This is a genomic window from Virgisporangium aliadipatigenens, from assembly GCF_016863615.1.
In the GTDB taxonomy this organism is placed as follows: domain Bacteria; phylum Actinomycetota; class Actinomycetes; order Mycobacteriales; family Micromonosporaceae; genus Virgisporangium; species Virgisporangium aliadipatigenens.
In genome coordinates, this window is record NZ_BOPF01000022.1 from 1 (window position 1) to 13,319 (window position 13,319).

Sequence of the window (13,319 nt, forward strand, 5' to 3'; positions counted from 1 at the left end):
GGCGGGCGCAGGCGCCACGGCGGGCGCGGGCACGATCGGCGGCGCCGCCACAACAGCCGGCGCAGGAGCCGCAGGCGTGGGCACAACAGGCGCGAGCGCCACAGGCGGTGCCAGCGCTACAGGCGGTGCGGGCACAACAGGCGGTGCCAGCGCTACAGGCGGTGCGGGCACAACAGGCAGTGCCGGCGCTACAGGCGGTGCGGGCACAACAGGCAGTGCGGGCGCCGCAGGCGGCATGGCCACAACAAGCGGTGCCGGCACAACAGGCGGCGCCGGCGCTACAGGCGGTGCCAGCACGACAGGCAGTGCGGGCGCCGCAGGCGGCATGGGCACGACAGGCGGTGCCGGCGCTACAGGTGGCGTGGGAGCGTCAGGCGCCACCGGGACCGCAGGCGCCGCAGGAGCCGGTGCCGGGGCAGCCGGGACTGGCGTGCCGGGTGCCGCCTCGGTTGCGGGAGTCTCGGACAGGGCGGGCGCATCAGGCATCGCCGCGGGTGCGCCGGGCAGCCCGGGCGTGCCGGGTGGCCAAGCCATGCCGGGCACCGGCGCGGCCGCGGGCACCCCGGGTAGCGCGGGCGCGCCGGGCGCCGCCGGAACCGCGGGTGCTGCAGGAACAGCCGGTGCCCCAGGAACAGCGGGTGCCGCGGGAACAGCGGGTGCCGTCCCCGGCACGGCGGTAGCGGGCACCACGGGCGCGGGCGCACCGGGCGCGGGTCCGGCCGGGGCCGTCGGGGCGTCGGGGACAGCCGCCGGACCGACGAACGGTTCGGCCGTCGGCGGGCCGGGCACGGCGGTACCGGGCGCCACAGGTCCGGGTGCCGCGGGTTCGGGAGCCTCGGTGCCGATCGGGGCGGCGGGGCTGCCGGCGGGCGTTCCGATCGGTGATCAGGCGACTGTCAACGCCGTCGCCGCACAGGCGGTCGCCGACGCCGCGCGTGCCGCCGGCATCGATCCGGCCCAGGCCGCCGCGCACGCCCAGGCCGCGCAGGCTCAGGCCGCCGCGCAGGCTCAGGGCGCCGCGATGGCTCAGGCGGGACAGGTTCAGGCCGGGCAGGGGCAGCAGAACGTGCAAGGCCAGAACGCGCAGGCTCAGGGCGCCCAGCAGCAAGCGGCCGGGTTCGTGGGGGCTGCGGGGTCGGCGCTGGCCGCTGCGGCGCAGGCCGGCGGAAGCGGGGCCGGTGCCGGTAACAGCGGGCAGCACGGCCGGCACGCGGGAAGCGGGATCGGATCCACGTCGAACGGTGTCGAACCGGCCGACAGCGCGGGCGGTGCCGGTTCCACCGAATCGGCATGGGCCTCGACGCTGGCGACGGCGCGCACGGACGCCACGGCCCCCGTGGCCGCGCCACAGCCCACGGCGGGCGGCACCGGCGGGCCACCACCTCTGCCACCGGCGGCGCAGATCGCCATGCGGTTGGCGATCCTCCGAACGGCGCCGGACGGCACACATCAGATGACGATCCACCTCAACCCGGACGAGTTGGGGCCGATCAGCGTTGTAGCGCAGGTGCGCGGCGACGAACTCGCGGTGCACCTGACCGGTGCCTCTGACGCCGGGACGGAAGCGCTGCGGGCGGCCCTGCCCGAGCTCGAACGCGAGCTGCGGGACGGCGGATTCAGCCAACTGGCCCTGAACGTGGGCCAGGACGGCGCGCAGCAGCAGGACCGTTCCGGACGCCCGGCCTGGTCCCTCGACAACGGGGGAACGGGCAACGGGAACCCCCGCGAAGGCACCGGTGGACGGTCCGACGGGGCCGGTGACGGGCAGCGGCCCGACCGGCACCAGAACCGTGGACCGTCGACCGCGGGTCGAGGCAGCCGGTCCGACACCGCACTCGACCTGCAGCTGTAAGACGGGAGGGAGACACATCATGACCACGCCGATCTCCGGCTCGACGGCGCCGTCCACGGACGGATCGAGGTTCGACCGGATGGCGACCGCCGATCCGACGAGCGCGCCGGGTGCCGTCAGGTCCGACGCGCCCGTCGCCGGCAACCTGGGCGTCACGAGCGACACGACGAAGAGCAGCCAGCCCCGGTCGAAGACCGAGATGGACAAGGACCTGTTCCTGAAGCTCCTCGTCGCACAGCTGAAGTACCAGGACCCGACGAAGCCGGCGGACTCGACGCAGTTCCTGGCGCAGACGGCGCAGTTCACGATGGTGGAGAAGGTCGAAGAGTCGAACAAGGCCCAGCAGCAGCTGCTGACGGCCCAGCTCATGACCACCGCCGCCGGTCTGGTGGGTCGCACGGTCAGCTTTGTCGACGGCAACGGCGGCCAAGGATCGGGTGTCGTCACCGCGGCAACCATTTCGGGCAGCAGCCCGACCGTGAGGGTCGGGAACACGGACGTGCCGCTGTCTTCGGTCACGGAAGTCCGAGCGGCAACCCCGTAGAGAGGCAGAAATAGATGCTCCGCTCCCTTTTCACCGGCATCAGTGGTCTGCGGACACACCAGCAGATGATGGATGTGACGGGCAACAACATCGCGAACGTCAACACGACCGGCTTCAAGTCGTCGACCGCTGTCTTCCAGGACACGCTCAGCCAGATGGTGACCGGTTCGTCGGCGCCGCAGGCGGGGCTCGGCGGCACCAACCCGGCCCAGGTCGGCCTCGGTGTGCAGCTCGGCGGCATCACCACGAACTTCCTGCAGGGTTCGGCCCAGGTCACCGGCAAGAACACCGACCTGATGATCAGCGGCGACGGCTTCTTCGTGGTCGACAACAAGGGTGTGCAGATGTACACCCGGGCCGGCGCGTTCTCGTTCGACGCGGACGGGCGGCTGGTCAACCCGTCCGGCATGGTGGCGCAGGGCTGGGCGGCGGTGAACGGCGTCGTCGACACGCGTACCATCCCGGACGACGTGCAGCTGCCGATCAGCACGCTCTTCCCGCCGGCGGAGACGAACAGCGCCTCGTTCACCGGTAACCTGCCGTCGGACGCGGTGCCGACGCCGGCCAACCCGAGCGCGCTCACCGGCACCGTGCAGACCACGCGGTCGATCAAGGCGTACACGCCGGACGGCACCGAACTGACGCTGGCCGTCACCTTCACCCGCGACTTCGCGCGCGCGTCGGTCACCGCGCCGTGGCTGCCCGTGGCGCCGGACGGCTGGGACGTCTCGATCACCGACGGGTTCAACACGACGGCGGCGACGACGCTGATGACGTTCAACCCGAACGGCACGCTCATCGGGCCGAGCATCATCAACCTCACCGGCCGCGACAGCAACGGTCCGGCCGCCGGTGGTGCCGCCTGGTCGGACATCGCCGTGGACCTGAGCCAGATCACGTCGTTCGCGGGTCAGAACACGGTGGCGCCGGAGGGCCAGAACGGTTCGGCGATGGGTTCGCTGTCGGCGTTCTCGATCTCGAAGGACGGCCAGGTCATCGGCGTCTTCTCGAACGGTCTGAAGCAGCCGCTGGCGCAGCTGACGATGGCGAGCTTCAACAACCCGGCCGGTCTGGAGAAGGTCGGCGAGTCGGTGTACCGCAACACGAACAACTCCGGTGAGCCGCAGCTCGGCACCGCCGGTACGGGCGGTCGCGGCTTCCTGCAGAGCCAGACGCTGGAGATGTCCAACGTGGACCTCGGCCAGGAGTTCACCAACATGATCGTCGCGCAGCGCGGCTTCCAGGCGAACTCGAAGGTGATCAGCACCAGCGACGAGCTTCTCCAAGAACTGGTCAACATGAAGCGCTAGGTCCAGTCCTGACCCGGTCACCCGGTCCCGTGCGGGGCCGGGTGGCCCGACCTCGAAGGGCCTCCCGTGATCCTTCTGACCCGTTTGGGCGGCCCGGTGTTCGCCCTGAACCCGGACCTCATCGAGCGGGCCGACTGCACCCCGGACACCGTGATCACGATGGTCGACGGCAAGAAGCACGTCGTCGCGGAGTCGCTGCCCGAGGTGATCGCGCTGATCCGCCAGTTCCGCGCGTCGGTCATCGCCGATGCGCAGCACCTGGCGAACGAGCGGCCGTCCACCAGGCCGTCCTCCCGACCGGAGCCGCCCTCCCCCGTGCCCGACAAGCCCCCCGCCTCAGACAACGACGCGGAGCCGACGAACGTCGTACCGCTGCACCGCAGGGAGCGTTGATGGACCCGGCTTCTCTCATCGGCGTCGCGCTGGCGTTCGGCTCGGTGTTCCTGCTCATCATTCTCGAGGGCGGCAGCATCGGATCGATCTTCCTGATTCCGCCGCTGATCCTGATCTTCGGTGGCACCATCGGCGTGACGATGGCCGGCGGCTACATGAAGGACGCCGTCAACATCGGCAAGATCATGGTGCGCGCGTTCACGACGAAGGTGACGCCGCCGGACGCGCTGGTGGAGCAGATCGTGAAGCTGGCCGAACGGGCCCGCCGGGAGGGGCTGCTGGCGCTCGAGGACGCGATGAAGGACGTCGAGGACCCGTTCCTCAAGAAGGGGCTGCAGCTGGCGATCGACGGGACCGACCCGGAGGAGCTGGCGGACATCCTGGAGGCGGAGGTCAAGGCGAAGAAGAACGCGGACAAGTTCGCGGCCAAGACGTTCGCGGACATGGGGGCGTTCTCGCCGACGATCGGCATCGTGGGAACGACGCTGGGCCTGATCAACGCCCTGGAGAACCTGGCGCAGCCGGAGAAGCTGGGTCACCTGATCGCGTCGGCGTTCGTGGCGACGCTCTGGGGCCTGCTCAGCGCCAACATGATCTTCCTGCCGATCTCGAACAAGATGAAGCGCGTCTCCGAGATCGAGTCCGGCCTGATGGAGATGGTGGTCGCCGGGATCATCAACATCCAGGCCGGCGCGAACCCCCGCCTCGTCGCGCAGAAGCTGCGTAGCCTGCTGCCGCCCGGCTCGGAACCGGCGGAAGAGAAGAAGGCGGCCTGATGTCCGGCGGCCACGGGGGCGGCGGCGGGCGCCGAAGAAAGCACCACGAGGAACACGAGGAACACGAGAACCACGAACGCTGGCTGGTCAGCTACGCGGACATGATGACGCTGCTGATGGTGCTGTTCATCGTGCTGTTCGCGATGAGCCAGGTGGACAAGGCGAAGTTCAACCAGCTGCGACAGAGCCTCTCGGCCGGCTTCGGCGGGGAGAGCGTGGCGTTCCAGGGGCGCGGCGAGCAGGTGCAGGAGGCGCAGGACTCCGCTCCGAACCCCATGGAGGAGGTCCCGAAGAAGCAGACCGTGCAGGACAAGGAGCTGCAGGAGGCCGTCCAGAACGCCGACCGGGCCAGGCAGTCGCAGATGGCGCAGCACGCCGAGAAGGAGGTGGAGAACCTTGAGGAGATCAAGAAAGCGATCCTCGCGGCGCTGGAGGCGCAGGGCCTGGCCGACGCGGTGCGGTTCACCATCGACGAACGGGGGCTCGTGGTGACCATCGTGACGAGCGGCGTGGTCTTCGAGGGCGACCGGGCGGTGCTGCTGGCGGCCGGCCGCCAGATCCTGGACGGCGTGGGCCCGTCGATCGGCGCGATCCCGAACCGGATCCAGGTGGACGGCCACACCAACCAGCTCCCGATCGGCACGTCGAACTATCCGAGCGGCTGGGAGCTGTCGTCGGCGCGCGCCTCCAGCGTGGTCCGCTACCTGCACGAGCGGTTCGGGATCACCAACGAGCGGTTGAGCGCGACCGGCTTCGCCGACACCCGGCCGCTGTTGCCGGCCTCCGATCCGCGGGCGGTCACCCTCAACCGGCGCGTCGAGGTGGTCGTCCTGTCGACGTTGCCGGCCGAGGAACGGGCGCTGCTGCCCGCCGCGGCCGGCGAGAACTGAGGGAAGAGCGTCATGGCCAAGGACAAGCCCGCTGAGGGCGATGCGCCCAAGAAGGGCAAGGGAAAGCTGATCATCATCATCGTGGTGGTGGTCCTGCTGCTCGGCGGCGGTGGCGCCGGCGGCTACTTCTACTTCGCCGGCGGCGAGGAGGAGGCACCGGCGCCGGAGCCCGGCATCGTGGTGGCGCTGGAACCGATCACGATCAACCTCGCCGACGGGCACTTCCTGAAGGTCAGCATCGCGCTCCAGGCGACCGCGGAGGCGCACGAGGAGCCGGACGGCAGTAAGGCGCTGGACCTGATGATCAGCCAGTTCAGCAACAAGTCCGTGGCTGAGCTGTCGTCCAACGAGGCGCGTGAGGAAGCAAAGAAGAAGCTGAAGGAGGCGGTTGCTGAGGCTTATGAAGGTGAGGTGATGGATCTGTACTTCACGGAGTTCGTGATGCAATAGCCTCTTATATGGTTATTTTCATGTGAACGCGTGCGGAGCCGATGGGGCGGGTGTGGACGAACGAACCGCCGGGTGCGGTGAGGCGGTGAGATGAGTCAACCGTCCTCCCCGAAAGCAGGCCCCACCCGGGGCCGGATGAGCAGGCGCAAGAGCGCCGGACCCGTTCCGTACGACTTCCGTCGGCCCACAAAGCTGTCCCGGGAACACGTACGGACCCTGCAGATCGCCTACGAGACCTTTGCCCGCCAGTACGCGACCGTGCTCACCAGCACGCTGCGCGTCGTGTCCCAGGTGACCCTGATCTCCATCGAGCAGCTGACCTACGACGAGTACATCACCGCCCTGGAGAACCCCACCGTCATGGCGATGGTGGAGATGGAGCCGCTGTCCGGAATCAACATCTTCGAATTCTCCCTGAGCACGGCCCTCGTCTGCGTGGACCACATGCTCGGCGGGCCCGGCGGCAAGCAGCCCCAGCGGCCGCTGACCGACATCGAGACGCCGCTGATCCAGGGGCTGCTCACGCGGGTGCTGGCCGAACTGCGCTACGCGTACGAGCCGATCACCGAGATCCGGCCCAAGCTCGGCAGCATCGAGTACAACCCGCAGTTCGTGCAGGCCGCCGGCTCGTCGGACGCGATGATCGTGGCCTCGTTCGAGATGCGGGTCGGCACGGAGGAGTGTGTGGCGACGATCTGCATGCCGTTCGGGCCGCTGTTCTCGAAGCTCCAGGGCGACGGGCTCGGCTCGACGCTGACCGACGCGCAACGCCAGGCGAAGGAGGCGGCGCTGCGCAACATGACGGCCGGCCTCAGCAACACGCCGATCGACATCTCGGTGCGCTTCGACCCGGTCACGCTGACCGCCTCCGAGCTCGTGATGTTGCGCCCCGGCGACGTGGTTCCGCTGGGCCATCCGGTGACCGCGCCGCTCGCCGTCACCTCGGCGGGCATCACCTTCGCCCACGCGGTGCCCGGTAGTTCCGGCCGCCGCCTGGCCTGCCTGGTGGTTCCCACCCCCAAGGAGGACGACCGATGACGAGCACGCTCACCGACGCGCGGGCGAGCGCGGCCGCGGAGGCCGCAGTCGGGCTGCTGCCCGCGCCCACGCCGCTGACGGTGGGCACCCCGACCAACGAGCCGGTGACGTTGCACGGGCAGGCGGTCAGTGCCCGCTTCGCGGGTTCGGCGCAGGGGACGGTCGTCGTCGTGGTCGGGCCCGAGCTGGTCGGGGCGCTGGCCATGAGCCCGATGGGCGCGCTGGAGATGAGCCAGGCCGTGCGCCCGGCGTTGGAGGCGGCCGCGCAGACCCTCGGCCCGGTCGTCGTCGACCCCGGCTCCGAGGGCGATCCGGCCGAGGCGATGGAGGCGATCCTCGAGGCGGGCGGCCTTCTCGTGCCGCTGACCGACGAGGGCCAGGTCCGCGCGCTCGTCGCCCTCGCGGTCGACGTTCAGATCGGTGGAACGCCCGAAGCAGAGCCGGCCGACGCGACAGCCACCGATCCGGACGCCCCCGCCGGGGCGGCCGCGCCGGACGCGGGCGGCGGCGTGGGCACCCCGGTGCCGGCCGGGTTCGCCCCGCTGACCCCGGGCCCGCGCGGCGGCGCCACGCAGATGCGCGGCGGGTTGGACCTCCTGCACGACGTCGAGATGGAGGTGACCGCCGAACTGGGCCGCACCCGGATGAGCGTGCGGGAGCTGCTGTCGCTGGCGCCGGGCGTGGTGATCGAGCTCGACCGGCTCGCCGGCGGCCCCGCCGACCTCCTGGTGAACGGCCGCCTGGTGGCCCGCGGCGAGGTCGTCGTCATCGACGAGAACTTCGGTATCCGCATCACCGAGATCGTCGGCACAGCGTGACGGGGAGGCTGAGATGATCGGGCTCACGCTGAACGTGCTGTTCTCGCTGGCCCTGGTGCTGGGGATGATGTGGCTGCTGGCCCGCCTCGTCCGGCGCCCGCTGACCCGCGGCGGCGGCGCGCTTACCGTGCTGGCCCGCCAGCAGCTGACCCGTGGCGCGGCCGTCGCCGTCGTGCGCGTCGGCGAACGGGCCCTGGTCGTCGGCGTCACCGAGCACCAGGTGACGCTGCTCGGCGAGACCGATCCGGAGGCGGTGGGCGTTCCCGCGCAGGGACCGGAACTGCGGGAGAAGATCTCGCTCGCCGACCTCGCCGGCGCGGCTCCGGCGGCCGGGCGCACCCCGGCGGGCCGCCTGGCGGGTTCGGCGCTCTCCCCCGCGACGTGGCGACAGGCGGTGGCGGCGCTCCGGCGCGGTCGGATGCCATGAGCACGGTCATCGCGCGCGTGCTGCTCGCCCTCGGGATCGCCCTGGGGTGCGCGGTCGCGACCCAGGCGCCGGCCGCGGCCGCGGCGGTGGTGCGGGCACCGACCCCGCCCGCTCCGCCGGCCCCGCCGGGCTCCCCCGCCCCCGACGGCACCGTCACGATCAACATCGGCGGCTCGAACAACGGCAAGCCCAGCCAGTCCGTCGTCATCCTCATCGCGCTGACCGTCCTGTCGGTCGCGCCGGCGCTGCTGCTGCTGTGCACGGCGTTCACGAAGGTGTTCGTGGTGCTGTCGATCACCCGCAACGCGCTGGGCCTGGCGAACGTGCCGCCGAATCAGGTCATTGCCGGACTCGCGCTTTTCATCAGCTTGTTCATCATGTCGCCGATTCTGTCCGCTGTGAACGACCAGGGCGTCCAGCCCTACCTCAAGGGCGAGAAGTCCCAGCAGGTGGCGTTCGACGACGGGGTGAAGCCGCTGCGCGAGTTCATGCTGGAGCAGACGCGCGAGGAAGAGCTGGCGCTGCTGACGAAGGTGGCCGACCGGCCGCTGCCGCGCACGCGCGACGACGTGCCGCTCGCCACGCTGATACCGGCGTTCGTCCTGTCGGAGCTGCGGGCGGCGTTCGTGATCGGGTTCGTGATCTACATCCCGTTCCTGATCATCGACATGGTCGTCTCGGCGGCGCTCATGTCGCTCGGCATGATGATGCTCCCGCCGGTCACCGTGTCGCTGCCGTTCAAGCTGCTGCTCTTCGTGCTCGTCAACGGATGGGGGTTGATCATCACGGCCCTGGTCGCCAGCTACCGCACCTAGCTCGGGAGTCTTCCGATGACAGACAACCAGGTCGTGCAGATCGGCCTGCAGGCGTTCGAGATCTCGATGAAGATCGCGGCGCCGGTCCTGCTGACCGCGCTCATCCTCGGGTTCATCGTGTCGCTGTTCCAGTCGGTGACGCAGATCCAGGAGGCCACGCTGTCGTTCGTGCCGAAGGCCGTGGGCTGCGGGGTCGCGCTGCTGCTCACCGGCAACTGGATGCTGCACGAGATGACCACGTACACCACCCGGCTGTTCCAGTCGATCCCGACGCTGCTCGGGAGTTGAGCCGTTGCAGGTCCAGCTGTCGCTGTCGTTCCTCACCGCGCTGCTGCTGACCTCGGTGCGGGTGGTGGCGTGGCTGATCGTGGTGCCGCCGTTCAACTCGCGGTCGGTGCCGATGCGGGTCAAGGCGCTGCTGAGCGTCGCGATGGCGCTGCCGATCACCCCGAACGTGCTCGACCAGGTGCCGGCCACCAGCGGCGGCGGGCTCATCTCGGCCACCGCGCAGCAGGTCGTCGTCGGCACCGGGCTCGGCTTCGTCACGGCGCTGTTCTTCTCGGCGGTCCAGTCGGCCGGCGCGATCATCGACATCTTCGGCGGCTTCTCGATGGCCTCGATGTACGACCCGCTCTCCGGCGCCCAGAACGCCGTCTTCGGCCGGTTCTACAACGTCGTCGCGACGGCGCTGCTCTTCGCCACCGACGGGTACGCGATGATCCTGCGCGGCTTCGCGAACTCCTTCAAGGGCCTGCCGCTCACCGACACGATCTCGCTGGACCGGCTGGCGAAGCTGCTGACCGAGGGCGCCGACCAGATGCTCGTGGCGGCCGTGCAGATCGCCGGGCCGCTGGTGGCCGTCCTGTTCATCACCGACGTGGGGCTCGGCCTGCTGACCCGGGTCGCACCACAGCTGAACGTCTTCAACATCGCGTTCCCCCTGAAGATCGCCATCACGATCGGCCTGGCGGGGACCGCGATCACGCTGCTGCCGCGGGCCTTCGATTTCCTGGTCGACCGCGCGGTGCGGGTGGTCCTGCAGGTCATCGGCGCAGGTTAGGGGAGGTGATCCGTGGCCGGGGAGAAGACCGAGAAGCCCACCCCGCAACGCAAGAAGAAGGCGATCCAGGAAGGACAGATCCCGAAGACCCCGGACCTCGGCGCGTGGTCCGGCATGCTCGCCGCGAGCTTCCTCGTGCCGATGGCGTTGCGCTCCACCATGGAACGCGGCGCCGAGTTGCTGCGCACCGCGACGAGGTTCACCGAGGATCCGGATCCGGCCGAGGCGCTGGAACTGCTGCGCACGGCGATGCTGGGCGCGGCGGCGGCGGTCGCGCCGCTGGCACTGGGCATGCTCGTGATCGGCGTCGCGGCCAGCGGGGCGCAGGGCGGCATCCACTTCTCCAGCAAGCTGCTGATGCCGAAGTTCTCCCGGCTGAACCCGCTGCCCGGCATCAAGCGCGCCTTCGGCGGCCAGGCCCTCTGGGAGAGCTTCAAGATCACGGTGAAGACGGCGGTCGTCGGCTGGGTGCTCTACGCCGTCGCCAAGGACCTCGTGCCGACGCTGATGGCGGCCGGCACCATGCCGCTGACCTCGATCATGCCGCTGGTCGCCGACAAGTCCGTCGAACTGATGCGGTACGCCGCCGGGGCCGGCCTCGCGATGGCCGCCGCGGACTACGCGATGGCCCGCCGCCGGATCAACAAGCAGATCTACATGACCAAGGAAGAGGTGAAGCAGGAGCACAAGCAGAGCGAGGGCGACCCGCACGTCAAGAACGCCATCCGGTCCCGGATGATGGCGATGAGCCGCAACCGCATGATGGCCGAGGTCCCGCAGGCCGACGTCATCGTGGTCAACCCGACCCACGTCTCCGTCGCCCTGCGGTACGAACCCACGAAGGGCGCGCCCCGCGTGGTAGCCAAGGGCGTCAACCTGATCGCGTTGAGGATCCGGGAGACGGCGGCCGAGCACCGCGTGCCGATGGTCGAGGACGTGCAGCTGGCGCGCACCCTTTACAAGGCCGTCGAGATCGGCCAGGAGATCCCGCCCGAACTGTACGTGGCGGTCGCGCGGGTGCTGGCGTTCATCATGTCGCTGCGATCGCGCGGCTCCGCGGCCGGCCTGCACCGCACGCCTTCCTCCGTTTGACGGTTGGACGTGTGGTCTTCACCGCCTCGGGGCATAGTGCCGGCATGACGGAGACCGTGATCAACCCGCTCGACGGGTACACCGTCGATGTCGACGATGACGACGACCCGGTGCTGCTGAAGCCCGACGGCACGCCGGTCGACACCTGGCGCGAGCGCTACCCGTACGACGAGCGCATGTCCCGCGAGGAGTACGACCGGCACAAGCGGCTGCTGCAGATCGAGCTGCTCAAGCTCCAGAACTGGGTCAAGAAGACCGGCGAACGGCTGGTGATCCTCTTCGAGGGGCGCGACGCGGCCGGCAAGGGCGGCACCATCAAGCGCTTCATCGAGCACCTCAACCCGCGCGGCTCCCGCGTCGTGGCCCTGGAGAAGCCGAGCGAACGCGAACAGGGCCAGTGGTACTTCCAGCGCTACATCGAACACCTGCCCGCGGCCGGTGAGATCGTGCTGTTCGACCGTTCCTGGTACAACCGCGCCGGCGTCGAACGGGTCATGGGCTTCTGCGACCGCAAGGAGTACCTGGAGTTCATGCGCACCGCCCCCGAACTCGAACGGATGCTCGCGCGTGCGCCGATCCGGCTGGTGAAGTTCTGGTTCTCGGTGTCGCGCTCGGAGCAGCGCACCCGCTTCGCCATCCGGCAGGTCGACCCGGTGCGCCAGTGGAAGCTCTCGCCGACCGACCTGGCCTCCCTCGAACGCTGGGACGAGTACACCGAGGCCAAGGAGGCGATGTTCTTCTACACGGACACGGCCGACGCACCGTGGACGATCGTGAAGAGCAACGACAAGAAGCGGGCCCGGGTCGAGGCGATGCGCTTCGTGCTCAACAAGTTCGACTACGAGAACAAGGACCCCGAGGTGGTCGGCACCCCGGATCCGAAGATCGTGGGGGCGACCAACCTCGGGCTCGACGCCGACGAACCGGCACCCCGGGTCTTCCCGTCCCTCTAGCTCCCGAGGTCGTCGAGGGCGTCGGTGAAGTAGGTGACCACGCTCTTGACGACGGTCGGGTCCCGCAGGATCCGGCTGTGCCCCAGCCCCGTGGTGAGCCTCAGTTCGGCGCCGGGCCAGGCCCGCGCGATCGCCTCCCCGTGGGCCGCCGGGTTGCGCCGGTCCTTCTCGTCGTGCACGACCAGGACGGGCGGGAGGCCGTCCCGGTCCGCCGCGTACCCCGCGATGTCCCAGTCGTCGTGGGGGCGGCCGGACCAGACCTCCAACTGCCGGTGGAACTGCGCCTCGACGCGGTCGCCGTAGCCGAACGCCGTGCGGAACTGGCCGGTGTAGTACTGCAGCCGGCCCATCGGCGCGATGAGCGCGAGGCGGCTCGCGGGCGTGCCGTCCAGCACCGACACGGCGGCGGCCGTGGCACCGGCGGAGTGGCCGATGATCCCGAAGGCCGGGCCGTTCGCCGCCACCACGGCCGCCACGGTGTCGCTGAACTCGGTCAGGACGGTCCGCCGGCCGCCGAACCTGCCGGCACCGGCCGCGCCGTGCCCCGGCACGTCGATCGCCACCGCCCGGAGGCCGGCCGCGACGAGCGGAGCGACGAAGGCGTCCAGGTCGCCGCGCCGGCCGCCCCAGCCGTGCAGGAGGTAGACCGTCGGGCCGTCGCCCCACTCCTCCACCGCGGCCTGGCCGGCCTTCACCGCGACGGTGGAACGGCGGCCGGGCGGCAGCGGCTCACCCGGGGGCAGGTAGGCGCGCGGGGGCGTGCACCACAGTCGCCGGACGAGCGTCCCACCCGCGTTCGGCGCGACGCGCTCCAGCAACCGGAAGACGGGGCGGCCCACCCCCAGAACCAGCGCCTGCGCGAGATTGCGGCTCGTGGCAGCCATACCTTTTCCTCTCGAAC

16 protein-coding genes are annotated in these 13,319 nt (G+C 70.3%); 15 read left to right on the plus strand and 1 reads right to left on the minus strand.

From position 1 onward, the window contains the following. Nucleotides 1-838 precede the first annotated feature (838 nt). The 15 genes from Val02_RS27600 (at nucleotide 839) to ppk2 (ending at nucleotide 12,418) form a co-directional block, all read left to right on the plus strand. Nucleotides 839-1,852 carry a flagellar hook-length control protein FliK gene (locus Val02_RS27600; protein ID WP_203902150.1) on the plus strand — a complete coding sequence of 338 codons (1,014 nt, stop codon included), beginning with the start codon at nucleotides 839-841 and terminating at the stop codon, nucleotides 1,850-1,852. A 19-nt stretch (nucleotides 1,853-1,871) separates the two neighbouring features. After that, nucleotides 1,872-2,396, plus strand: coding sequence for a flagellar hook assembly protein FlgD (locus tag Val02_RS27605; RefSeq protein ID WP_239153376.1), 525 nt, complete (start codon nucleotides 1,872-1,874; stop codon nucleotides 2,394-2,396). A 14-nt stretch (nucleotides 2,397-2,410) separates the two neighbouring features. Further along, entirely contained in the window at nucleotides 2,411-3,706 is a 1,296-nt protein-coding gene (locus Val02_RS27610) for a flagellar hook protein FlgE (protein WP_203902151.1), read from the plus strand. Nucleotides 3,707-3,772: 66 nt separating this feature from the next. Continuing rightward, the gene (locus tag Val02_RS27615) at nucleotides 3,773-4,099 is read left to right on the plus strand and encodes a flagellar FlbD family protein (RefSeq protein WP_203902152.1); all 327 of its coding nucleotides are present in this window, start codon (nucleotides 3,773-3,775) and stop codon (nucleotides 4,097-4,099) included. After that, a complete protein-coding gene (locus tag Val02_RS27620) occupies nucleotides 4,099-4,875 on the plus strand; it encodes a motility protein A (RefSeq protein ID WP_203902153.1) in 777 nt (258 codons plus the stop codon). The genes Val02_RS27615 and Val02_RS27620 overlap by 1 nt, the downstream gene beginning before the upstream one ends. Then, nucleotides 4,875-5,765: a flagellar motor protein MotB gene (locus Val02_RS27625; protein ID WP_203902154.1), complete on the plus strand. Its 891-nt coding sequence runs from the start codon at nucleotides 4,875-4,877 to the stop codon at nucleotides 5,763-5,765. The genes Val02_RS27620 and Val02_RS27625 overlap by 1 nt, the downstream gene beginning before the upstream one ends. A 12-nt stretch (nucleotides 5,766-5,777) precedes the next feature. Then, the gene (locus tag Val02_RS27630) at nucleotides 5,778-6,215 is read left to right on the plus strand and encodes a flagellar basal body-associated FliL family protein (RefSeq protein WP_203902155.1); all 438 of its coding nucleotides are present in this window, start codon (nucleotides 5,778-5,780) and stop codon (nucleotides 6,213-6,215) included. A 135-nt stretch (nucleotides 6,216-6,350) separates the two neighbouring features. After that, nucleotides 6,351-7,253: a flagellar motor switch protein FliM gene (locus Val02_RS27635; RefSeq protein ID WP_203902156.1), complete on the plus strand. Its 903-nt coding sequence runs from the start codon at nucleotides 6,351-6,353 to the stop codon at nucleotides 7,251-7,253. Further along, complete coding sequence (gene fliN, locus Val02_RS27640) at nucleotides 7,250-8,071, plus strand: flagellar motor switch protein FliN (RefSeq protein ID WP_203902157.1); 822 nt, start codon at nucleotides 7,250-7,252, stop codon at nucleotides 8,069-8,071. The genes Val02_RS27635 and fliN overlap by 4 nt, the downstream gene beginning before the upstream one ends. 13 nt (nucleotides 8,072-8,084) lie before the next feature. Continuing rightward, nucleotides 8,085-8,498, plus strand: coding sequence for a flagellar biosynthetic protein FliO (gene fliO, locus Val02_RS27645; RefSeq protein WP_203902158.1), 414 nt, complete (start codon nucleotides 8,085-8,087; stop codon nucleotides 8,496-8,498). Then, complete coding sequence (gene fliP / locus Val02_RS27650) at nucleotides 8,495-9,313, plus strand: flagellar type III secretion system pore protein FliP (protein ID WP_203902159.1); 819 nt, start codon at nucleotides 8,495-8,497, stop codon at nucleotides 9,311-9,313. The genes fliO and fliP overlap by 4 nt, the downstream gene beginning before the upstream one ends. Before the next feature lie 15 nt (nucleotides 9,314-9,328). After that, entirely contained in the window at nucleotides 9,329-9,601 is a 273-nt protein-coding gene (gene fliQ, locus Val02_RS27655) for a flagellar biosynthesis protein FliQ (protein ID WP_203902160.1), read from the plus strand. A gap of 4 nt (nucleotides 9,602-9,605) precedes the next feature. Further along, nucleotides 9,606-10,373: a flagellar biosynthetic protein FliR gene (gene fliR, locus Val02_RS27660; protein ID WP_203902161.1), complete on the plus strand. Its 768-nt coding sequence runs from the start codon at nucleotides 9,606-9,608 to the stop codon at nucleotides 10,371-10,373. Nucleotides 10,374-10,385: 12 nt separating this feature from the next. Continuing rightward, nucleotides 10,386-11,465, plus strand: a complete 1,080-nt coding sequence (locus Val02_RS27665) for an EscU/YscU/HrcU family type III secretion system export apparatus switch protein (protein WP_203902162.1) — start codon at nucleotides 10,386-10,388, stop codon at nucleotides 11,463-11,465. A 44-nt stretch (nucleotides 11,466-11,509) separates the two neighbouring features. Next, entirely contained in the window at nucleotides 11,510-12,418 is a 909-nt protein-coding gene (gene ppk2 / locus Val02_RS27670; RefSeq protein ID WP_203902163.1) for a polyphosphate kinase 2, read from the plus strand. Here ppk2 and Val02_RS27675 read toward each other — a convergent pair. Further along, nucleotides 12,415-13,302, minus strand: coding sequence for an alpha/beta fold hydrolase (locus Val02_RS27675; protein ID WP_203902164.1), 888 nt, complete (start codon nucleotides 13,300-13,302; stop codon nucleotides 12,415-12,417). The genes ppk2 and Val02_RS27675 overlap by 4 nt on opposite strands. Nucleotides 13,303-13,319: the final 17 nt, after the last annotated feature.